The organism is Polynucleobacter bastaniensis, from assembly GCF_018882205.1.
GTDB classification, from domain to species: Bacteria; Pseudomonadota; Gammaproteobacteria; order Burkholderiales; family Burkholderiaceae; genus Polynucleobacter; species Polynucleobacter bastaniensis.
The window spans coordinates 259,017-280,212 of the sequence record NZ_JACVOU010000003.1; the positions used below are offsets into that span (position 1 = coordinate 259,017).

Sequence of the window (21,196 nt, forward strand, 5' to 3'; positions counted from 1 at the left end):
TTACACTTTCCACAAAATTTGTACGGCATAGGTCGCACAGGCTACGAGATACAAAACAGTTAACACTTGAAGTGTTAAACGAATGCTGACAGGCTTGATGTAATCCATCCAAATATCTCGAATACCAATCCAAGCGTGATAAAACAAACTGATGAAAAACAACAGCGTCAGGAGCTTCATGAACTGGTTGCTAAATAAGGAAGCCCAGCCCTCATAAGTCGCACTACCGGTGATGCAGTAGTCCACCAGAAGAACGATCGTAAAAATTACCATCACGATTGCTGTGGCGCGCTGAATAATCCACTCTTTGAGGCCGTAATGGGCGCCAACAACTAAACGCTTAGGTCCAATTTGATAAATAGGCATTCAATTTCCTTAAATAGAGAAGCGCTTAGTAAAAGCCGAATAATTTGAGGCCAACAATCGCCGTAAGAGCAAGTCCTAAACAAAATACAAAAATCGCAGAGCGGTTGGCATCAGCCTTTTCAACGCCGATCTCCAAATCCAACAAAAGGTAACGAATTCCGGCACAAAAATGGTGCAAAAAAGACCAAATTAATCCAAGAAGGACAATTTTTACCAGCGCATGGCCGGTAATTGCCTGAAAGGTTTGATAGCTGACCTCGGAAGCCAGGCTTTGATCCAAGAGATAAAGCAAGAATGGCAACATCAGGAATAGTGCCGCTCCGCTGATGCGGTGAAGAATGGAAACTTTCCCAGCCCAAGGAAGGCGGTACTTGATTAACTGAGCAAGACCAATATTTCGGTAAACGGGCCTGTCTTTTTTTACATTTTGCTGTGCGTCAACCATGGGTAATCTCAATCTTTCGGTGGAGGTTCGATGTGGTTTTGTTGTGTTGCAACATATTCTATTAGAAACCTAGGGGATGGTGGGGACTATTTAGCGTTTAAGGGGGTTAAAAACTGGTTTTTGCTGATTTTGAGTGTACTACCTAGTTCAATTTATTATCGTAATGCTGGCCATCAGTGTCATACCTAGCCCGTCGAATTTCTACTGGTTTATTCCCGTAGGTGAAAGCCACACGCTCAACAGAAAGTAAGGCGGTACCCTCTGAAACTTGGAGATATTTGGCAAGATCTAGCCCCGCCAAGACGGCCTTGATTTTTTCCTCCGCCCGAACCATATGCGTGGCGTATTCAGACTCATAAAAGGCATACATCGGGCCAGACCAAGCATTGAGCGTTTCGAGATTTAAGCCCTTAAAACGGGCTTCTGGCAGCCAAATTTCTTCAAAAACGATAGGCCGACCTACTGAGCTTTGCACTCGTTCGATCCGGATAATCAAATCATCCGGCCTTAGCTTGAGCAACTGGGTAATATAAGGATCCGATTTGATGATATCGCAGGCTAAAAACTGATTTTTTAGGTGCAACTTCTCTCCAGAATCAGGCTCTAAACGCAAAAAGCGATATTGGAAGTCTTCCTCTTGGTGGGTTGCTACAAAGGTACCCTTACCCTGGCGACGTATTAGCAAGTTTTGGGCAGCTAATTCATCAATCGCCTTGCGAACTGTCCCCTGGCTCACCGCATACCGCGCTGCAAGCTCCATTTCGCTGGGGATTGCATCACCAGGCAACCACTCGGAAGCCTGCAAACTCGCCAAAATCATGGCTTTTATCTGCTCATAGAGCGGGCTAAATGAAGCAATGGGTTCGGATATCAGGGACAAATTGGCTCCAGGACAACTGATGTTGGATAAAATCGAGACTTATCTCATATCTTATATAAGACATATTGATAGTGTAAATCGAAAAGTCCATACACTTGAATGGATAATAGAAAAAATAGTTAATTAACCTCAACTGGAGTTATTAGTAATGGCAAAAGCCCCAATGCGTGTTGCAGTCACCGGTGCAGCCGGTCAAATCGGATATTCCCTCCTCTTTCGTATCGCCAATGGCGACTTATTAGGCAAAGATCAGCCAGTTATCCTGCAGCTACTAGAAATTCCAGACGAAAAAGCTCAAAAAGCCCTTGCTGGCGTAATGATGGAGCTCGAGGATTGCGCTTTCCCCCTGTTGGCAGGCATGACAGCCCACTCCGACCCAATGACAGCATTCAAAGAGATTGATGTTGCTTTATTGGTTGGCGCACGTCCACGTGGCCCAGGCATGGAGCGCAAAGATTTACTCTCAGCCAATGCGCAGATTTTTACAGCACAAGGCAAAGCATTGAATGCCGTAGCTAAGAAAACAGTCAAAGTATTGGTTGTAGGCAACCCAGCTAACACGAATGCCTATATCGCCATGAAATCTGCACCAGATATTCCTGCGAAGAATTTCACAGCCATGTTGCGCTTAGATCACAACCGTGCGCTCTCACAATTGGCTAACAAACTAAACAAGCCTGTTGCTGATATTGAGAAATTGGTTGTTTGGGGTAACCATAGCCCAACAATGTACCCAGACTACCGCTTTGCGACCATCGATGGTCAGTCTGTCAAAGACAGCATCAACGATGCAGCATGGAATAAAGATACTTTCATTCCCACAGTTGGTAAACGTGGTGCAGCCATTATTGAAGCGCGCGGCCTGTCCTCTGCAGCATCAGCAGCCAATGCAGCAATTGATCATATGCACGATTGGGTTCTGGGCACCAATGGTAAATGGGTCACTATGGGTATTGCATCTAAAGGCGAATACGGTATCCCTGCTGAGGTAATCTACGGTTATCCAGTAGTTTGTGAGAATGGGGAATACAAGATGGTTGAAGGTTTAGAAATTGATGAGTTCTCTCGCGAACGCATGAACCACACGCTCAATGAATTGCTTGAAGAGCAAGCTGGTGTTAAGCATCTCCTCTCATAAGGATTTATACATATGAAGCAAACCCTTCTCATCGCTAGCTTGTTTGCGGCCGGCCTTTTAGGTTCGGCTCCAGTCACTGCTAGCGAAGAAATATCCACTTGGACTTGTAGCGAAAGTAAGCAATTTAAAACTTCAGGTACAACAGAAACGGTTCGCCTCACTTGGGAATCCAAAACGTTTGACTTAAAGCGCGAAAATTCTCTACCAGGAAGCTTACGTTATAAAAATACCGCTACTGGACACGATCTTGTAGTACTGGGTAATAAGGCAATGCTGTTCAACATTAAGTCTGGGACTCGCCTTGCTGATTTCTGCCAAACAGCAGAAATGAAAACTGGCAAACTCCCGCACTTGTTTGCGAATTCGGAGCCTTTTGTACAGAACTAAAAGTTATGCTTCATAGTAAAAAAGCCGAGACATTCTCGGCTTTTTTACTGCTATCTTTCAGGTTTAAAGCTGACTGAATTTGCTTAATGAAACAAGGGTTGCTGTATCGGTGCATCGTCTGGTAACTCAGCATGCACAGCATCTCCCGATCGATCCGGAAACAGCGGCGCTCCACAGTCATCACAAAGCTCAGGGTCAAAGAGCATTGCATGGCGGAAGACGTCTTCAACGCCAGCATTACGAAGTGCATCTGCAATGCGTTTCATTGGACTTTCATCATCAGACAAGTCATTGAGCGCATCATTGGCAACACTCTCGCGATCATATAAAGGCCAAATCACTCCGTACACCACTTCAGCAGAGCCTTTTAAGCTAAAAGAAATTCGATACTCATCTGCCTGATCTTCACCGAAGGCTCCCACTACGCAGGACAATCCAGCGGGCATCACACCGAGAGTGCTCTCAAGAAAATTTACAGCAGCTCGAATGCTCAGTGGACGCACTTGTTTATCTGCCAACCGACAGTTGGTGAAATACGCCTCTGGCAATAAAAGATCAAACTCGCAACCCGGCAAGAGTGCAGCAATTGGTTCTTGCATCGCATTTTGCCAACCAATTAAGCTCATGCCACGCTCTTGACGTGTTGGCACTTCAGCTTGCCAACGAAATAATGGCATGCCAGAAGGAGCAGCAACGGCGGCGATGATGAAGCGTGGGTCAGCTAAAACCGCAATGGTCTCCGACATATCGCGCAGCTCTATCTTCACTTCACTGGCAGTAATGGCGGCGCTAGATAAAGCCTCGGTTAGCAAACGTGTTTGGCAATGGGAGTGCGGCATTTGATCGATGCTGTACAGCCAGGGAACAATCGCTAAGCGTGTGTCCGAAGAAGCTATTGAACTATGTAATGCAGCGGCAGTAGATTCAATCACATTCACTGGTAGTGCCCCAGAGGGAATCTGATAGCGGGTGTGAGCGACGATTGGTAGAGCCAATAGCAGCACATCCCAATTCTGACCCTCATGCTCCATAACTAAGGATTCAGCCAGCGTCTCCGCACAATCAGCAAGCACCTCGAAGGCTAGCGTATTAATGCGAAACGTTTGATCTAAGGAAGCATCGATTACATTTTGGTTTTGGCTTTTGAGAAGACGCATTAAGCGAACATTTAAGCGCTCCTCCCAAAATTGGTCTTCAATATGACTGCCAGAGGCCGCCAAAGAGATAGCATCAGCTACTAGGCGCTCAACATCTGGAGAAGCGCGTTGCGAGGATTTAGTGCGATGAACAGCCATGGTGCACTCTCCTACTTTCTTTCGGGACGTCTAAATAACGGTTTTTCTGGTTTAGATTCAGAGGCAACATATTTGTAACCATCCAAATTGAAACCCTTCAAATCTGCGGGATCGGTGATCCGATTTTCAACAACATAGCGGGCCATTAATCCCCTAGCTCGCTTTGCGTAGAAGGAGATGATTTTATATTTACCATCCTTACCGTCTTGAAATACTGGAGAAATTACCGGGCAATCTAAGTTTTTGGCTTGCAGTACCTTGAAATATTCTTCAGAAGCTAAATTGAGAAGCACGGGTTTCTTTTGTTGTTCCAGCACTTTCTTTAATGAATTGGTCACACGCTCACCCCAAAAAGCGTATAAATCCTTGCCTCGGGCATTCTTAAAGGAAGTACCCATCTCCAGGCGGTAAGGCTGCATTAAATCTAAAGGACGCAGAGCGCCATACAAGCCCGACAAGATTCGAATATGATCTTGCGCAAAATCCACGGCCTTGGGATTTAGTGTCTTTACGTCAAATCCGTCGTAGACATCACCATCAAAAGCATAAATAGCGGGTTTGCTATTGGCATCCGTAAATTTCTTAGACCAATCACGATAGCGGCCCACATTCAATGCGGCCAACTGGTCAGACAGACCCATCAAATCGGCGACCTCTTGAGGCGAGAGCTTCTTGAGATCCGCTATCAACTTAGCTGATTCTGAGACAAACTCTGGCAAGCTTGGAGCTTTGACCTTAACTGGGGTTTTGTAATCTAGGGATTTTGCGGGTGAAAGGACGATCAACATGGCACAATTTGAAGATGAATTTCTACCATTCTAGCGACTACCTCCCTTATTTGCCCTAAACCGCCTTAATGGACCAAAATCTCGCCCTAAGCCCAGAATTTCCTAGTCGCCTACCCAAGGTAGGTACAACCGTGTTTACGATCATGTCAGCCCTCGCTGCAAAGCATCAAGCGATTAACTTAGGTCAAGGTTTTCCGGATTTTCCATGTGATCGAGAGCTGATATCCGAGGTTCATGCGGCAATGCTGGCTGATCACAATCAATATCCACCGATGATGGGAGTTGCAGAGCTACGCCAAGGTGTGTCACGAAAGATATCCACTTTATATGGCCATGATTACGATCCTGATTCAGAGATCACCATTACTGCCGGTGGCACCCAAGGAATCATGACAGCCATTTTGTGCTGCGTAAGTCCAGGCGATGAAGTAGTCATCATTGAACCCGCCTACGACAGCTATCGCCCGTCAATTGATCTGGCGGGAGGTAAAACTGTTGAGGTGTCTTTGACTGCCAATCGTGATGATCAAGGCATGGTGAGCTCTTACTCAATACCTTGGGATGATCTAGCAAAAGCAATTAATGCAAAAACGCGACTCGTTATGATTAATACACCGCACAATCCAACCGGTATGGTTTGGCAGAAATCTGATCTTGATCGCCTAGCAAATCTAGTCAGAAATACCAATGCACTGATCTTAAGCGACGAGGTCTACGAGCACATGGTGTTTGATGGATATCGACATATCAGCATTGCAAGTCACCCTGAATTAGCAGCGCGTAGTTTTCTGATATCCAGTTTTGGCAAGACCTATCATGTCACTGGCTGGAAGATGGGCTATGTAGCAGCTCCTGCAGCGATGACGACCGAGTTTCGTAAGGTGCATCAGTTCAACGTGTTTACAGTAAATACGCCAATGCAATATGGTCTTGCTGAGTACCTCAAGAACGCAGATCACTACTTAGGATTGCCCTCTTTTTATCAAGCTAAGCGGGATTACTTTCGTCAAGGTTTGCAGCAAACTAAGTTCAAGCTACTACCGGCGCCGGCAAGCTATTTTCAGTGTGTCAATTACACCGAGCTGGGCATCCCTCAGGCCAAATTCAGCGAAGCAGATTTTTGCTCCTGGTTAACGACCGAGATTGGCGTAGCAGCCATTCCGGTCTCTGCTTTTTACGCCAAGCTAGTGGAGTCAGGCGTCATTCGTTTTTGTTTTGCCAAAGAAGAAAAGACGCTTTCAAACGCATTAGAGCGTTTACAAACCCTATAAATGAGGAATTAATCATGGCGATAAGCAAACCCAATAAAGACATCATTGATGTTTACAGCTGGCCAACACCCAATGGACATAAGGTTCACATCATGCTTGAGGAGTGTGGTTATAGGTTGGGCAAAGACTGGATTGCCCATCCAATTAATATTGGTGCTGGCGATCAATTTAAGAAAGACTTCTTGGCGATCAGCCCGAATAATAAGATTCCAGCCATCACTGATCCAAATGGCCCCGACAGCAAACCTATCCATCTATTTGAATCCGGTGCAATCTTGCTATACCTGGCCGCCAAAACAGGAAAGTTTTTACCAAAATCTACCCGAGGAAAATATGAGGTCTTGCAATGGCTCATGTTCCAAATGGGAGGCTTGGGACCACTTTTAGGACAAAACCACCACTTTCGAATCTACGCTCCGGAGAAGATTGATTATGCGATTAATCGCTACACCAATGAAGCTAAGCGATTGTATGGAGTAATAGATCACCAACTGAAAGATAATGCCTATGTTGCTGGCAAAAGTTACTCTATTGCCGACATTGCTATTTTTCCTTGGACGCGTAACTGGAAGAACCAGGGTATTGATATCAATGAATACCCTCATTTCAAGCGCTGGTTTGAAATGATTGGTGAACGCCCTGCCGTTAAGCGTGGCGTTGAGGTGTTAACTGCATTACGCAAACCCTTGCACGATGACAAGGCAAGAGAGCAATTATTTGGTTCATCACAGTATCAAAAAAGGAAATAGCATGAAGATTCAATCGGTCGGGGTTATTGGGGCGGGTACGATGGGCAATGGTATTGCGCAGGTCTGCGCGGTTGCTGGTCTTGATGTCGTCATGGTTGATATCAGCGATGCTGCCCTTGAGCGCGGCTTAAACCAAATTAGCAAAAGCTTAGATCGCTTGGTGAAAAAAGAAACACTCACTAATGAGAATAAAGATGCAGCACTCAAACGCATTAAAGCTAGCACTTCATATGATGACTTCAAGGGACTGCAATTAGTTATTGAAGCAGCTACTGAGAACCAAGCTGTCAAAGAAAAGATTTTGAAGCAGGTTGATGAGATCGTCAGTAAAGAAACTATTATTGCTACGAACACCTCTTCACTCTCTATTACCAAACTTGCAGCCTTAGATTCCAACCCGGGTCGCTTTATTGGTATGCACTTTTTTAATCCGCCGCCGCTGATGGCATTGGTCGAAGTGATTCGAGGCTTACAAACCTCTGACACAACCCACGCCGCCATTATTGAAATGGCCAAACGCATTGGCAAAGAGCCCATCACCGTGAAGAACTCACCCGGCTTTGTGGTGAACCGTATATTGCTTCCAATGATTAATGAAGCCTTCTTTGTTCTACACGAAGGTCTTGCTAGCCCAGAAGATATAGATGCCGGTATGAAATTGGGTTGCAACCAACCTATTGGGCCACTTGCCCTCGCCGATTTAATTGGTCTCGATACGTGCTTAGCTGTAATGGAAGTCTATTTTGAGAACTTCAGCGACTCAAAATATCGACCTTGCCCACTGTTGCGTGAGATGGTTGCTGCTGGCTACCTCGGTCGCAAGTCTGGACGCGGCGTCTTTACCTACGATCAATGATTTTGTAATTCACTTTCCACTATCCACCACCCACCAACCCAGATAAAGAAGTTTTTGTGAACCCACTGCCCCCTATAGTTACTAAATTAGCCTATGCCGGTCTAATTCCTTTTGTCGGTCTTGCGCTAATGGTGCAGCTTGCACCCACACCACTGAATTATTTAAGTGGGGAGTCACTAGCTGGTTACGGAGCGGTAATCACTGCATTCATGGGCGCCTTACATTGGGGCGCCAATCTGCATAAGCTAGGCAAAATACCTAGCGGCGATCGGTGGGGAGATCGCAATGCATGGATCTGGGGCGTAACACCAGCCTTAGTTGCCTGGCTCGCACTACATATTTACATACCAGTTGGTATGGTCATCTTGGCGTCAGCTTTAGTGATTCAGCGCAATATTGATAAAGAAACTTACCGCTATTATTTTTCTAGTGAAGAGGCGCTGAATGCATTCATCACCTTACGAAATCGACTCACGCTAGTGTCTGCAGGATGCTTAATTTGGGCTGCATTGGTTATTTTGTTTGTACAAAACTAAATAAGGGCTCATGGGCAATCTATTTGATCAAGCACCTCCGCCACCATTAGCGGAAGTCTTGCGCCCAAAATCAATAGAAGAAGTCATCGGACAGACGCATCTTTTAGCAAGCGGTAAACCACTGAGTCTTGCTTTTGGATCTGGTAAGCCACATTCGATGATTCTCTGGGGCCCACCAGGCGTTGGTAAAACAACCTTGGCCAGACTTTCTGCAAAAGCCTTTGATCGAGAATTTATCGCCATTTCAGCTGTGCTTGCTGGGGTAAAAGAAATTCGCGAGGCTATAGAGCAGGCCGAGCAGAGTATGTCTCAATATGGCAGACAAACTATTTTGTTTGTAGACGAGATTCATCGATTTAACAAAAGTCAGCAAGATGCCCTATTGCCTCATGTTGAGTCTGGCTTATTTAACTTTATTGGCGCTACCACTGAAAATCCCTCATTTGAGGTGAACTCAGCCTTACTCTCACGCGCACAAGTCTATGTCATGAAATCATTAAGCGCTGTGGAGCTCAAGCAGTTATTTGATCGTGCATGTCAATATGCGATGCCTGATATTCCTTTTGAACCAGAAGCAATTGATAGCTTAATTTCACATGCAGATGGTGATGCTAGGCGATTATTGAATTTGGTGGAGCAAGTACGCAATGCTATATCAACACCAAACTCTCAGATTCACAAAGTAGACCTGCAGTTTATTGAAAATGCTTTAACAGTTCAGGCGCGTCGCTTTGATAAAGGTGGTGATCACTTTTACGATCAAATATCTGCTCTGCATAAATCAGTACGTGGCTCCAATCCTGATGCTGCGTTGTACTGGTTTTGTCGCATGATAGATGGTGGTGCAGATCCTCGATATCTTGCACGCAGAATTATCCGTATGGCATGGGAAGACATTGGACTTGCCGATCCCAGAGCGATGCAACTAGCCAATGATGCAGCTCAAACTTTTGAGCGACTTGGCTCACCGGAAGGTGAGCTAGCACTAGGTCAAGCTGTTGTTTATTTAGCGATCGCCTCGAAGAGTAATGCCAGTTATAACGCCTACAACGCGGCAAGAGCTTATGTTGCTAGTGATCAAAGTAAGCCTGTACCCAACCATTTACGCAATGCCCCAACTAAACTCATGAAAGAGTTGGGCCACGGCAAAGAATACCGTTATGCACACGATGAGCCGCATGCTTATGCTGCTGGAGAAACTTACTTGCCCGATGGGATGGCTGAGCCTCATTGGTACCAGCCGGTTGATCGGGGCTTAGAAAGTCAAATTGCTGAGAAGATGGCCTTCTTGTGCAAGTTGGATCAGGAGTCGAAACAGAAGTGACCAAAAGCTCCCCCTGGGATTTGGGCAATACAATCTAATTTAATATATTTTCACTCGATTCTTAAGGATACTCAGTATGCGCAAAATCATTGCTTCCCTATTTATAGCTTCCAGCCTCCTTGCAAGTGCTGCAAGCTTTGCTGGCCCTAAAGTGGAATTTAAAACCACCATGGGTAATTTTGTTGTTGAGCTTGATTCAGTAAAGGCACCAAAAACTTCTGCCAACTTTTTGAGCTATGTAAACAGTGGTTTTTATAACGGCACGATTTTTCATCGTGTGATAGATGGCTTTATGATTCAGGGGGGTGGATTTACTTCGGACTTGACACAAAAACCGACCAATGCGCCCGTGGTATCAGAGGCTCAAAATGGCCTTAAGAATCAAACTTACACCATTGCTATGGCGCGTACCTCTGACCCCGATTCAGCAACAGCCCAGTTCTTTATTAATGTTAAAGATAATGAGGGCCTGAATTATCCAAATGCGATGGGTAATGGCTATACCGTTTTTGGCACAGTCGTTTCTGGTACTCAAACCATCGACGCTATTCGTAAGATTCCAACCATGGTGGCATCATCACCGAAAATGGGTCGCATGTCAGACGTGCCTAGCAAGACTGTAATGATTGAATCGGCGACTGTTTTAAAGTAATTACTACTTGCTTATTTGAGCACTGACGATCAACAGCATGATATTGCTTGATGATGCCCAAAGCACCATAGCAAAGCCAAGCAGTCGCTTGTATGAGCATGCGCTCCAGCTTTGGGCTATCTATCCTCAGGCCAGCCATGCACAGACAATTGCAACTGTAGATCAATGCCTGCAAGATATTAATACAACATTGGCTCGGGGAGAATACGTAGTTGCTGCCTTTGCTTATGAGCTAGGTCTGTACATACACAATATAGAACGACCAGCTCAGCGTGAAAGTAAAGAGCACCCATTAATACAGGCATGGTCTTTTAAGTCCTATGAAAGCTTTAGCAAAGCAGATGTCGATACTTACATTGAAAAAAAGATAGCAACTCTAGAGCCCGAAGCGCAAGTTGCAGGTGTGGCTAATCTTGTCTTTTCCGTAGACCAAGAGAAGTTTAGCTCTGATATTCAGACTATTCAGGAATACATCCGCAATGGCGACACATATCAAATTAATCATACCTTTCGGATTACGGGCGAAGTCTATGGTGACCCACTCTCTCTGTATGCCAGATTAAGAGAGCGGCAGCCAGGGAGATTTGGCGCATTTATTGCGCAAGACTCACACTTTATTTTGTCCCAATCACCCGAGTTATTTATTCAGAAGCAAGGCCATACTTTAAAAGCTATGCCGATGAAAGGCACTGCTAGCGCATTAAATGATTCAGCCGAGCATTTATCGGCAGATGGAAAGAATCAAGCAGAAAATGTCATGATCGTGGATTTATTACGCAATGATCTGAGTCGACTTGCTCTAACAGGAACAGTCACCGTACCCAAGCTATTTGAGGTGACTCAGTACGGTGATGTACTGCAAATGACATCGACCGTTCAAGCTGAGATCAAGCCTGAAATGAAATTGCGTGATGTTCTCAATGCGGTGTTTCCTTGTGGATCGGTAACGGGTGCTCCCAAGAAACGCAGTATGGAAATTATTCAAGAATTAGAACCGCAAGATCGAGGCTACTATTGTGGTGCTCTGGGCTGGATTGATCCTGGTGGTGACTTTGCGTTTAGCGTTCCTATCCGTACCCTTGAAATAAATCATGATGCAAAAACATATGCTTCACCCTTTTCTTTAGGTATAGGCGCCGGCATTACGATTGACTCTGAGTCTGCCCAGGAGTGGGAAGAATGCCAAATTAAAGCTGCATTCTTGAACAAGTTACCCAGTCAAGTGGGGTTGTTTGAAACTATCTTGGTCCGCCAAGGTCTGGCTCAACATGTTCAACTTCATCTAGCACGTTTAGCCAATTCTGCTTTAGCGCTTGGCATTCCTTGCTCTATGCCCGACATCATGCAAGTAATTGAGCGTGGGTGTACAAACTGCTCGATAGATACAGAGTATCGATTGCGCTTGGATCTCGATGATCATGGTGTGGCAAGTTATCAAATAGCCCCCATCAGACCATTAGAAGGTTCAGTAAAAATATTTTGGGCAAAAGATATTCTGCCCGATTCAAGCAAGGCGACCTTTCACTCTGGAAATATTTTATTAAGGCATAAGGTGAACATTCGTGATGTCTATGACCAAGCTTGGAGACTGGCAGAGGATTGTGGTGGCTTTGATGCCCTATTTACCAACGAGCAAGCTTATGTCACCGAGGGTGGAAGAAGCAGTATTTTTATAAAATCTGGAGATCGCTGGCTTACACCCCCCGTATCCGCAGGTCTGTTACCAGGGGTTATGAGATCCATCATATTAAATGATCCTCAATGGAATGCCCATGAGGTCAACCTGACTATTGATGATGTTCAGAATGCAAAAGAGATTATGCTTAGCAATGCTTTACGCGGTCTCATCCCCGCCCATTTTTAGAAAGTCCGCATGAAGTTTTGTTCACACTGTGCAGCGCCTATCAGTATCAAGATTCCTGCGGATGATTCGCGGGAGCGCCATGTCTGTGACTCTTGCGGAAGTATTCATTATTTCAATCCACGTAACGTTGTTGGCAGCATCCCCGTCTTTGGTAAGCAAATTTTATTGTGCCGTCGCGCCATAGAACCTCGCCATGGTTATTGGACTTTGCCTGCTGGATTCATGGAGCTTGGTGAAAGCACCAGCACTGGGGCAGCACGTGAGACACATGAAGAGGCGGGTGCTATTGTTCAGATGGGTCCGCTCTACTCTCTTCTCAATGTGCCGCATGCCGAACAAGTGCACCTTTTTTATCTAGCTTCGATGAGTTCGCCAAACTTTCAGGCAGGTGAAGAGAGTCTAGAGGTTGCTCTATTTGATGAGCAGGATATTCCATGGGATGACATTGCTTTTCCAACGGTAAAGCAAACTCTGGAGTGGTTCTTTGCTGATCGTGCTGCTGGGGTATTTAATTCTGGTAATGAATTTAGTGTTCGCAGCAGAGACATTCTGCCAACTGAAAAAATCTAAGCATCACAAACTCATGAGCAACATCAACTGGCTGGGATCTCAGGATGAATTTCCTAATCCCATTCATCATTCAGATCCAGACCCAAGTGTTCCCGGTTTAATTGCAGTCAGTGAGCGGATATATCCAGGACAGTTAGCTCGCGCATATCAAATGGGTATCTTTCCCTGGTACTCCGATAATCAGCCAGTGTTGTGGTGGTCGCCCAATCCCCGGATGGTATTAAAGCCTGATCACTTTAAATGTCATGACTCTTTAAAGAAATCTATTCGTCATTTTTTATCCGATCCTCTGAAAGAAATCTGGGTTGATGAAGACTTTAGTGCTGTTGTACGCTCTTGCGCAACTGCGAACCGCAAGGATCAAGATGGTACTTGGATTACCCATGAAATCATGGATGCTTATACCAAGCTTCATGAAGAGGGTCATGCTCATAGTATTGCCATCATGGAGAATGGTCGCTTAGTAGGCGGCCTCTACTGTGTTTCATTTGGCGGGATGGTTTTTGGTGAATCGATGTTTAGCCATCAAACCGATGCCTCAAAAATTGCTTTAGCTGCTCTTGCTGCCTGGTGCGAGCAAAATCAAGTAGGGATGATCGATTGTCAGCAAGAGACTGCTCACCTTAATTCTTTAGGGGCTACACCCATTTCTCGCGATGAATTCTTAGTGCATCTGCAAGTTGCTTTAAATCAAACTAATATAGAGATTCCCTGGAAATTTGATAAACAGATTCTTGGTCGCTGGTTATGACTCAACTTAAAGAGCTTCCTCTTACTGAATTGCAGTTTTATGCAACTGCACCCTATCCCTGTAGCTACCTACCAGGGAAGACTGCACGCTCACAAGTTGCCACCCCCTCACATTTAATTCATGCCGATCTATATGGTGAGCTAGTAAATGCGGGATTTCGTCGCAGTGGCTTATATACTTATCGACCTTATTGCGATGAATGCAATGCCTGTACTGCTACCCGTATTCCTGTGAAGCAGTTTTTACCTAATCGCAGTCAAAAACGCAGCTGGAAGAAACATGCTGGACTGGATGTTCGCGTTCTCAATCTAGGCTACCAAGAAGAACACTATCAACTCTATCAACGCTATCAACATGAACGACATGCTGGTGGGGGTGTAGATCAAGATGATCAAGATCAATATATGCAGTTTTTATTGCAAAGCCGCGTGAACTCCAGAATTGTTGAGTTTCGGGATGGTCCACATGACTCACATACAGGGCGTCTGCGCATGGTCAGCATGATTGACATCTTGGATCAAGGAATCTCTTCGGTTTATACCTTCTTTGATACCAGCAATACCACTGCCAGCTACGGGAGCTTCAGCATCTTGTGGCAGATTCAGCAGGCTCTCGAGTTAGACCTTCCCTATCTCTACCTTGGTTACTACATTAAGCAAAGCGCAAAGATGTCCTATAAGGCGAAGTTTCAGCCTATTGAGGGCTTGATCGACGATCACTGGCAACCTATCAATGGGTCATAATATCTACTCATGATTGATAGTTACCCTCTTCTACGCTCCTGGCTTTTTTCTTTAGATCCAGAGCAAGCCCATAATTTAACCATGAGCAATCTAGATCGTGCTGAGCGCTGGGGTTTATTGCGTCACTTGATTGATCAGCCAGCCCTAGATCCACGTAAGTTGTGCGGCATTACTTTTTCAAATCCAGTGGGGCTTGCTGCTGGCTTAGATAAAGATGGCAAGCATATTGATGCACTGGGGACCTTAGGCTTTGGTTTTTTAGAAATTGGTACTGTTACCCCAAAGCCGCAACCGGGCAATCCAAAGCCTCGCATGTTTCGTCTACCGCAAGCTCAGGCACTCATTAATCGTATGGGCTTTAATAATGATGGTGTTGATGCTTGCGTAAAGCGCGTTCGCAATTCCACTTATTGGCAGAATGGCGGGATTGTTGGCCTCAATATCGGCAAGAATGCGAGCACTCCAATCGAAAATGCTGCAAGCGATTACGTCACGGCCATGGAGGCAGTTTATGAGGTAGCCTCGTACATCACTGTCAATATCTCATCGCCCAATACCCAAAATTTACGCGCTCTCCAAGGCGAAGATATGCTGCGCTCTTTGCTGCAATCGTTACATATTGCACGAGAAGCCTTGAGTGATCGATTTGGTATACGCAAACCCCTCTTTTTAAAAATTGCACCTGACCTTGAGCAAAACGATATCAAACTCATCGCTGATCTCTTGGTGGAATTTAAGATTGATGCCATCATCGCTACCAATACAACGATTGTCCGAGATGCTGTCCAAGAGCTTGAATTTGGCAAAGAAGCCGGTGGCCTCTCTGGGGCGCCTGTTCGTCAGGTCTCCACCGAAGTAGTCAGAAGCCTCAAAGAGTATTTAGGCCATGCCATTCCGATTGTTGGCGTTGGCGGCATTATGACTGGTAAGGATGCCCAAGAAAAGCTTACTGCTGGTGCCAGCCTAGTTCAAATTTATAGCGGCTTGATTTATCGGGGTCCAAAGTTAATTTCTGAGTGTGCCGCTACCCTAAAGGGTCATTAGGCTTCAAAAAACGCTTTTTTTACTACTGCCACGAAATTTCATATTGTGCAATTTGAGCAAAAATTGCTACAATTTACAGCATGGCATTAAACAAATCAGAAAAAGTTACAAAATCACCGGGTGAAGCTGGCAAAACAGCGATTCAGGTGGTAGAACGCATGATGAACCTGCTTGACGCCCTTGCATCCCACGAAGAGTCTAGCAGTCTTAAAAACCTTGCAGAAGAGACTGATTTACACCCCTCCACAGCTCACCGCATTCTCAATGACTTGGTAGCCTGCCGCTTAGTAGAACGTGGCGATGGTGGCACATATCGTCTTGGACTGAAGCTTCTTGAGCTGGGTAACCTCGTCAAAGCCCGTTTATCGGTCCGTGAGGCAGCACAAGTACCAATGCGGGCATTACACAAGCTGACCGGTGAAACCATCAATCTTTCTGTTCGCCAAGGAGATGAGATTGTCTATATTGACCGTGCTTATAGCGAACGATCAGGTATGCAAGTGGTTCGTGCCATTGGTGGTCGCGCACCACTTCACCTGACATCTGTGGGCAAACTCTTTCTGGCAAGCGATGATCCAAGCCAAGTTCGCGCCTATGTCACACGTACCGGTTTAGCTGGCCACACCAGAAACAGCATTACCGAATTGGGGAAATTAGATTCAGAGCTCAATCAAGTTCGCAAGTTAGGCCATGCTAGTGACAATGAAGAGCTTGAGTTGGGTGTCAGTTGCGTAGCAGCGGAAATTTATGATGACAGTGGTAAGTTGGTAGCAGGACTCTCATTGAGCTCGCCTACCGATCGTATTCAGGCGGACTGGCTCAAACTTTTGCAGGATACCGCCCTACAAATATCAAAGGGCATGGGTTACAAACCTAAGATCAGCGACCCTCATTCATAAGATTTGGCTTTTCTTAAGAATGCAGTGCTTACATCAAGCGACGAATGGCCTGAGGTTCACCCATTGGCATACGCTCATACCAATCGCGCACTCTCACGGCATCGGCAAAACGCGATTGCGTTCCAACAGAATCCAAGAAAACCAAGAGTAACGGTGTGTTGTTCACACGAGCCTGCATCACTAAGCATTTGCCTGCTGCGTTAATAAATCCTGTTTTTTGTAAGCCGATATTCATATCACCTGCACGTACCAAGCGATTGGTGTTTAGAAACTTCTGTGGTCGCTTGCCAATCATCATCGTCAAATCTGGCCAGGTAGAAAACTCACGAATCATTTTGTATTGATAAGCAACGCTCAACATACGTGCCAGGTCTTCTGCGGACGCAACGTTTTCACTTAAGAGGCCAGTAGGATCAGCAAAATAAGAATGCGTCATTCCGATCTCTTTTGCCTTCCGGTTCATGGCATCAATAAATGCAGTAATACCGCCCGGGTAATTTCGGCCAAGCGTGTAGGCCGCACGATTCTCAGAGGACATTAGCGCTAACAATAGAGCCTCTTCTCGCGTCAATACCGTTCCCCCAGCAAGGCGTGACGAACGATATATATTGACGTCGTCTGCATTAATAACAATGGTTTCGTCTAGGGGCAATTTAGAATCCAGCACCACCATCGCAGTCATGAGTTTAGTAATTGAAGCAATCGGTAGACTGACCGAGGAGTTCTTTTCAAAATACACTTCCTTGGTATCTTGATTAACCACCATGGCTACACTGGACTGCAAACTTAAATCATCGTGTTGACCACGCAAACCAAGAGCTGTTGCGAATGAGGGCCTTGCTGGGACAACAGATGCGCCTGGACGAGTAACAGTAGTCCTGACTATTTTTGGCTTTTTGGATGATTTAACTACCTTTTTAGACTCAGATTTTGCAGGTCCCTTTGCTGCCCTGGATGACTTTGCAGTTTGAGAATCTGGGTTAGCCGCTATTACCGGAGAGGAGATGGCCACTCCAAACGAGATTAGGCAGATGTGGGCAAGAAGCCAAAAACGATTCAAATGCATCCCAAATTGCCTTCCAAAACTTTTAACATACGAGATGATAGATAACTTTTACTTGTGGGCTGGAGTTTTTTACCATTACAGGCAACTTATTCTGCAATCGTAGCAACTGTACTTGTTTGACCTCGATTCACCAGAACAACTCCAGTCATCGTGAGCAATAAACCACTTGCCATCATAAAGGTAAAGGGCTCACCAAATAAGAGCCATGCCATTACCGCAGTGGTGGGTGGCGTTAAATACAGCAGACTGGTTACCTTGGTTGCGGCCCCCTTACGAATCATCATAAAGAGCAAGCTGATCGAGCCTATCGAGAGCGGGAAAATCGCCCACAGTAATGCTCCAATAACTGGGGCATTCCAAACCATGACAGCAGACTCAAAGTAATACATACAAATAAAGCAAAGTATGGCGGATACGCCAAACTGAATAGATGAGCCTGCCCGTAAGTCAAAGACTGGACAGAATTTCTTTTGATAGAGAGTACCAAATGTAATTGAGAGTAAGGCGGCAAAAGCCAATACGTAACTCAATGGAGGAATGTAGGTGAAGCCGATTTTTTCAGCCACAACCAAAGCCACCCCAGCAAATCCAAATCCCAAACCAATCCACTGACGTCCTGTAACTTTTTCAGATACCCAGGCAGCGAACCAAGCTGTCAGGATGGGCTGCAAACCTACGATGATTGCTACCAAGCCTGCAGTCATCCCTAGCCGGACTGCGAACCAAACCCCTAATAAATAGCCGAACTGGAGCAATATGCCAGCAACTGCTATGTGCTTGAATTGAGGCCAACTTGGCCAGCTGATTCTCCAGATCAGGCTTAGGCATGCCATAGCCATTAATACCCCTGAGAAACGCCAAAACAGAAAGGTGGCGGGCTCAACATAAGGCATTGCCAAGCGTGCAATCACAAAGCCCGTGCTCCAAATTAATACAAATAAGGGGGCAATCAGGCTATCAAGCTTCAATCTCATGGATCACTTATTGAAAGTATGGAATTTTTAATTAATCTGTGATTTTAGGCTTATTTCCTAGACCTCAGCCCGTATATTGGGGGCGCTGCAATATAAATAACAAATACTGGTCAATGCAGCCTAAATGAATTGACATTGTGCAGATATAGCTCATAGTAAGCAAAGCCATGAAATCATGAGGAAAGGTATTAATATGAAATTAACGCCCGAACAAATAGCAGCAGCACAAAAAGCGAACCTAGAAACTTTAAGCGGGCTAACCAATCAAGCACTACAAAGCATTGAGAAATTAATTGAGCTCAATATGCATATAGCCAAGCAAAGCCTGAGTGAAAGCATGAGTAGCGCCAAGAAAGCGCTTGAAGTCAAAGATATTCAGCAACTCCTCGCCCATCAGGCGGAAGCAGTCCAGCCCATGGCTGAAAAAATGATGGTCTATAGTCGCCATCTTTATGAATTAGTACATGAGACTCAAGCGAGTTTTACTAAGTCCGCCGAAAAAGAATTTCAAGCTGGCCAGCAAAAAATGAATGCCTTAGTAGAAGACTGGACTAATAATGCGCCAGCAGGCTCAGATGCTGCAGTACATGCTATGAAACAAGCAATCGCTTCTGCTGCCAATGTATTTGAAACTAGTCAGAAGGCAGTGAAGCACGCTGTAGAGGTTGCGCAATCAGGCAATCAAACGGTGAGTAAAAAAAGTAATAAGAAATAATAAATATGTAATGACTACATTACTCTTATTGCAAAGATGTACAAAAAAGCCCCGATTTTGATCGAGGCTTTTTTGCGAAACGAAGAAGATTAATGTGCCTTCTTCTTTACTGGTGGTAAATCAGTGCAGTGACCAAGAGCAGCCTCTGCAGCTAAGCCAACAGATTCCCCTAGAGTTGGATGCGGATGAATCGTTTTGCTAATATCCACAGCATCAGCACCCATCTCTATGGCAAGACACACTTCGCCAATTAAATCGCCAGCATGTGTACCAACGATACCGCCACCAATAATACGTTTGCTGGTCGCATCAAAAATCAGTTTAGTGAAACCTTCATCACGACCATTGGCAATAGCTCTACCACTAGCTGCCCACGGAAATAAACCTTTTTCGTAGGCGATCCCTTGAGCTTTACACTGCTCTTCGGTCAAACCAGCCCAGGCCACCTCTGGGTCAGTATATGCAACCGATGGAATCTGCTTGGCATCAAAGTAGGATTTTTCACCTGCAGCAACTTCAGCAGCAACGTGGCCCTCATGTACTGCTTTGTGCGCAAGCATAGGTTGACCAACAATGTCGCCAATCGCAAAGATGTTGTTCACATTAGTGCGCATTTGATTATCGACAGGAACAAAGCCGCGCTCATCTACAACAACGCCTGCAGCTACTGCATCAATCTTCTTGCCATTCGGCGTGCGTCCAACTGCAACCAAGACTAAGTCGTAAGTCTGCGGCTCTGAGGGAGCGCCCTCACCTTCAAAGCTCACTGCGATACCATCGGGCTTAACTTCAGCTTTAGAGGCGCGAGTCTTTAGCATGATCTTTTCGAAACGGCCGGCATTAAATTTCTCCCATACCTTTTCTAAATCACGATCCGCACCCGCCATGAGGCCATCCATCATTTCAGCAATATCGATACGGGAGCCTAGTGTGCTGTAAACAGTCGCCATCTCCAAACCAATAATGCCGCCACCGATGACTAACATGCGCTTTGGAATACTCTTGAGTAACAAGGCGCCAGTGCTATCTACGATCCGAGGATCTTCTGGCAAGAATGGCAGTTTTACTGGCTGACTTCCTGCTGCAATGATTGCCTTCTGAAAGTGAATCACTTCTTTTTGGCCTGTTAAATCTTGGCCATCACCCTTAGTTAACTCCACTTCTACGTGATTAGCATCTAAGAATCGGCCTAATCCACGTACTACACTAACTTTACGGGCTTTTGCCATGCCGGCCAATCCACCCGTTAACTTGGCAATGACTGAATTTTTATAGCCACGCAATTGATCAATTTCAATCTTGGGGGCGCCATAGCTAATACCATGCTTAGACATCGTCTTCACTTCATCCATCACTGCGGTTGTATGTAGTAAGGCTTTCGAAGGAATACAACCCACGTTTAAGCAAACACCGCCTAAAGTTGAATAGCGCTCTATCAAAATAGTGCTCATACCCAAATCCGCGCTTCGGAATGCGGCACTATAACCACCCGGACCTGCACCTAAGACAAGCAATTCGCACTCATGATCCACTTTGCCGCTGTATTGACCAGCAATAGGAGCGCTGATGACAGCTGCTGCTACTGGAGGAGGAACTGCTGAGACTGCAGGCGCAGAAGCTTGAGGTGCAGTTGTTGCCGCCCCCACTTCAATTTCAGCTACCACACTACCTTTAGCAACCTTATCGCCAGCTTTGACTGAAATACTCAGAACAGTTCCAGCTACATCGGCTGGAATTTCCATCGTAGCTTTGTCAGATTCTAGAACGAGTAGTGGCTGCTCTTTTTCAATCACATCACCCACTTTAATGAGTACTTCAATCACTGGCACATCTGAATAATCACCAATATCCGGTACGAGAATAATTTGCTTGGCCATATCTTT

Annotated in this window: 23 protein-coding genes; 15 read left to right on the plus strand and 8 right to left on the minus strand. The window is 45.5% G+C overall.

Translation table 11 applies throughout. From position 1 onward, the window contains the following. The 3 genes from sdhD to ICN22_RS07325 form a co-directional block, all read right to left on the minus strand. Complete coding sequence (gene sdhD / locus ICN22_RS07315; RefSeq protein ID WP_216169622.1) at positions 1 to 366, minus strand: succinate dehydrogenase, hydrophobic membrane anchor protein; 366 nt, start codon at positions 364 to 366, stop codon at positions 1 to 3. Positions 367 to 391: 25 nt separating this feature from the next. Then, the gene (gene sdhC, locus ICN22_RS07320) at positions 392 to 811 is read right to left on the minus strand and encodes a succinate dehydrogenase, cytochrome b556 subunit (RefSeq protein WP_216169624.1); all 420 of its coding nucleotides are present in this window, start codon (positions 809 to 811) and stop codon (positions 392 to 394) included. 142 nt (positions 812 to 953) lie between these two features. Next, entirely contained in the window at positions 954 to 1,691 is a 738-nt protein-coding gene (locus ICN22_RS07325; protein WP_216169625.1) for a GntR family transcriptional regulator, read from the minus strand. A gap of 148 nt (positions 1,692 to 1,839) precedes the next feature. Here ICN22_RS07325 and ICN22_RS07330 point away from each other — a divergent pair, with 148 nt between their 5' ends. Both ICN22_RS07330 and ICN22_RS07335 read left to right on the plus strand, forming a co-directional pair. Beyond that, positions 1,840 to 2,829 carry a malate dehydrogenase gene (locus tag ICN22_RS07330; RefSeq protein ID WP_216169627.1) on the plus strand — a complete coding sequence of 330 codons (990 nt, stop codon included), beginning with the start codon at positions 1,840 to 1,842 and terminating at the stop codon, positions 2,827 to 2,829. A gap of 12 nt (positions 2,830 to 2,841) precedes the next feature. Then, complete coding sequence (locus ICN22_RS07335) at positions 2,842 to 3,216, plus strand: hypothetical protein (RefSeq protein ID WP_216169629.1); 375 nt, start codon at positions 2,842 to 2,844, stop codon at positions 3,214 to 3,216. An 83-nt stretch (positions 3,217 to 3,299) separates the two neighbouring features. On the opposite strand, the gene ICN22_RS07340 is transcribed toward ICN22_RS07335, so the two are convergent. Together ICN22_RS07340 and yaaA are read right to left on the minus strand one after the other, a co-directional pair. Next, a complete protein-coding gene (locus tag ICN22_RS07340) occupies positions 3,300 to 4,511 on the minus strand; it encodes a DUF2863 family protein (RefSeq protein WP_216169630.1) in 1,212 nt (403 codons plus the stop codon). A gap of 11 nt (positions 4,512 to 4,522) precedes the next feature. After that, the gene (gene yaaA, locus ICN22_RS07345; RefSeq protein WP_216169632.1) at positions 4,523 to 5,299 is read right to left on the minus strand and encodes a peroxide stress protein YaaA; all 777 of its coding nucleotides are present in this window, start codon (positions 5,297 to 5,299) and stop codon (positions 4,523 to 4,525) included. 68 nt (positions 5,300 to 5,367) lie between these two features. Between yaaA and ICN22_RS07350 the strand changes: the two genes are divergently transcribed. The 12 genes from ICN22_RS07350 to ICN22_RS07405 all read left to right on the plus strand — a co-directional run bounded on the left by ICN22_RS07350 (position 5,368) and on the right by ICN22_RS07405 (position 16,558). Continuing rightward, the gene (locus tag ICN22_RS07350) at positions 5,368 to 6,570 is read left to right on the plus strand and encodes a methionine aminotransferase (protein WP_216169634.1); all 1,203 of its coding nucleotides are present in this window, start codon (positions 5,368 to 5,370) and stop codon (positions 6,568 to 6,570) included. A 41-nt stretch (positions 6,571 to 6,611) separates the two neighbouring features. Continuing rightward, entirely contained in the window at positions 6,612 to 7,319 is a 708-nt protein-coding gene (locus ICN22_RS07355; RefSeq protein ID WP_216169857.1) for a glutathione binding-like protein, read from the plus strand. 1 nt (position 7,320) lies between these two features. After that, complete coding sequence (locus ICN22_RS07360) at positions 7,321 to 8,175, plus strand: 3-hydroxybutyryl-CoA dehydrogenase (protein WP_216169636.1); 855 nt, start codon at positions 7,321 to 7,323, stop codon at positions 8,173 to 8,175. Between the two features lie 56 nt (positions 8,176 to 8,231). Then, positions 8,232 to 8,711 carry a DUF3429 domain-containing protein gene (locus ICN22_RS07365; protein WP_369411576.1) on the plus strand — a complete coding sequence of 160 codons (480 nt, stop codon included), beginning with the start codon at positions 8,232 to 8,234 and terminating at the stop codon, positions 8,709 to 8,711. Positions 8,712 to 8,721: 10 nt separating this feature from the next. Continuing rightward, positions 8,722 to 10,035, plus strand: a complete 1,314-nt coding sequence (locus ICN22_RS07370) for a replication-associated recombination protein A (RefSeq protein WP_216169638.1) — start codon at positions 8,722 to 8,724, stop codon at positions 10,033 to 10,035. Between the two features lie 76 nt (positions 10,036 to 10,111). After that, positions 10,112 to 10,687, plus strand: coding sequence for a peptidylprolyl isomerase (locus tag ICN22_RS07375; protein WP_216169640.1), 576 nt, complete (start codon positions 10,112 to 10,114; stop codon positions 10,685 to 10,687). A 37-nt stretch (positions 10,688 to 10,724) separates the two neighbouring features. Further along, positions 10,725 to 12,551, plus strand: a complete 1,827-nt coding sequence (locus tag ICN22_RS07380; RefSeq protein ID WP_216169642.1) for a chorismate-binding protein — start codon at positions 10,725 to 10,727, stop codon at positions 12,549 to 12,551. Positions 12,552 to 12,560: 9 nt separating this feature from the next. Beyond that, positions 12,561 to 13,121 (plus strand): NUDIX hydrolase, encoded by a 561-nt coding sequence (locus ICN22_RS07385; protein ID WP_216169644.1) that lies wholly within the window; start codon positions 12,561 to 12,563, stop codon positions 13,119 to 13,121. Positions 13,122 to 13,134: 13 nt separating this feature from the next. Beyond that, positions 13,135 to 13,872 carry a leucyl/phenylalanyl-tRNA--protein transferase gene (aat, locus tag ICN22_RS07390; RefSeq protein WP_216169653.1) on the plus strand — a complete coding sequence of 246 codons (738 nt, stop codon included), beginning with the start codon at positions 13,135 to 13,137 and terminating at the stop codon, positions 13,870 to 13,872. Further along, entirely contained in the window at positions 13,869 to 14,615 is a 747-nt protein-coding gene (locus ICN22_RS07395; protein ID WP_216169655.1) for an arginyltransferase, read from the plus strand. Before aat ends, ICN22_RS07395 begins: the two co-directional genes overlap by 4 nt. A gap of 9 nt (positions 14,616 to 14,624) precedes the next feature. Next, a complete protein-coding gene (locus ICN22_RS07400; protein ID WP_216169657.1) occupies positions 14,625 to 15,659 on the plus strand; it encodes a quinone-dependent dihydroorotate dehydrogenase in 1,035 nt (344 codons plus the stop codon). A gap of 80 nt (positions 15,660 to 15,739) precedes the next feature. Further along, on the plus strand, positions 15,740 to 16,558 hold the full coding sequence (locus ICN22_RS07405) for an IclR family transcriptional regulator (protein WP_216169659.1): 819 nt from the start codon (positions 15,740 to 15,742) through the stop codon (positions 16,556 to 16,558). Between the two features lie 28 nt (positions 16,559 to 16,586). On the opposite strand, the gene ICN22_RS07410 is transcribed toward ICN22_RS07405, so the two are convergent. Together ICN22_RS07410 and ICN22_RS07415 are read right to left on the minus strand one after the other, a co-directional pair. Beyond that, complete coding sequence (locus tag ICN22_RS07410) at positions 16,587 to 17,624, minus strand: serine hydrolase (RefSeq protein WP_216169661.1); 1,038 nt, start codon at positions 17,622 to 17,624, stop codon at positions 16,587 to 16,589. Between the two features lie 86 nt (positions 17,625 to 17,710). Further along, a complete protein-coding gene (locus ICN22_RS07415; RefSeq protein WP_216169669.1) occupies positions 17,711 to 18,598 on the minus strand; it encodes a DMT family transporter in 888 nt (295 codons plus the stop codon). Between the two features lie 193 nt (positions 18,599 to 18,791). On the opposite strand from ICN22_RS07415, the gene ICN22_RS07420 reads away from it, so the two are divergent. Then, complete coding sequence (locus tag ICN22_RS07420) at positions 18,792 to 19,313, plus strand: phasin family protein (protein WP_216169671.1); 522 nt, start codon at positions 18,792 to 18,794, stop codon at positions 19,311 to 19,313. A gap of 89 nt (positions 19,314 to 19,402) precedes the next feature. On the opposite strand, the gene lpdA is transcribed toward ICN22_RS07420, so the two are convergent. After that, positions 19,403 to 21,190 (minus strand): dihydrolipoyl dehydrogenase, encoded by a 1,788-nt coding sequence (gene lpdA / locus ICN22_RS07425; RefSeq protein ID WP_216169673.1) that lies wholly within the window; start codon positions 21,188 to 21,190, stop codon positions 19,403 to 19,405. Positions 21,191 to 21,196: the final 6 nt, after the last annotated feature.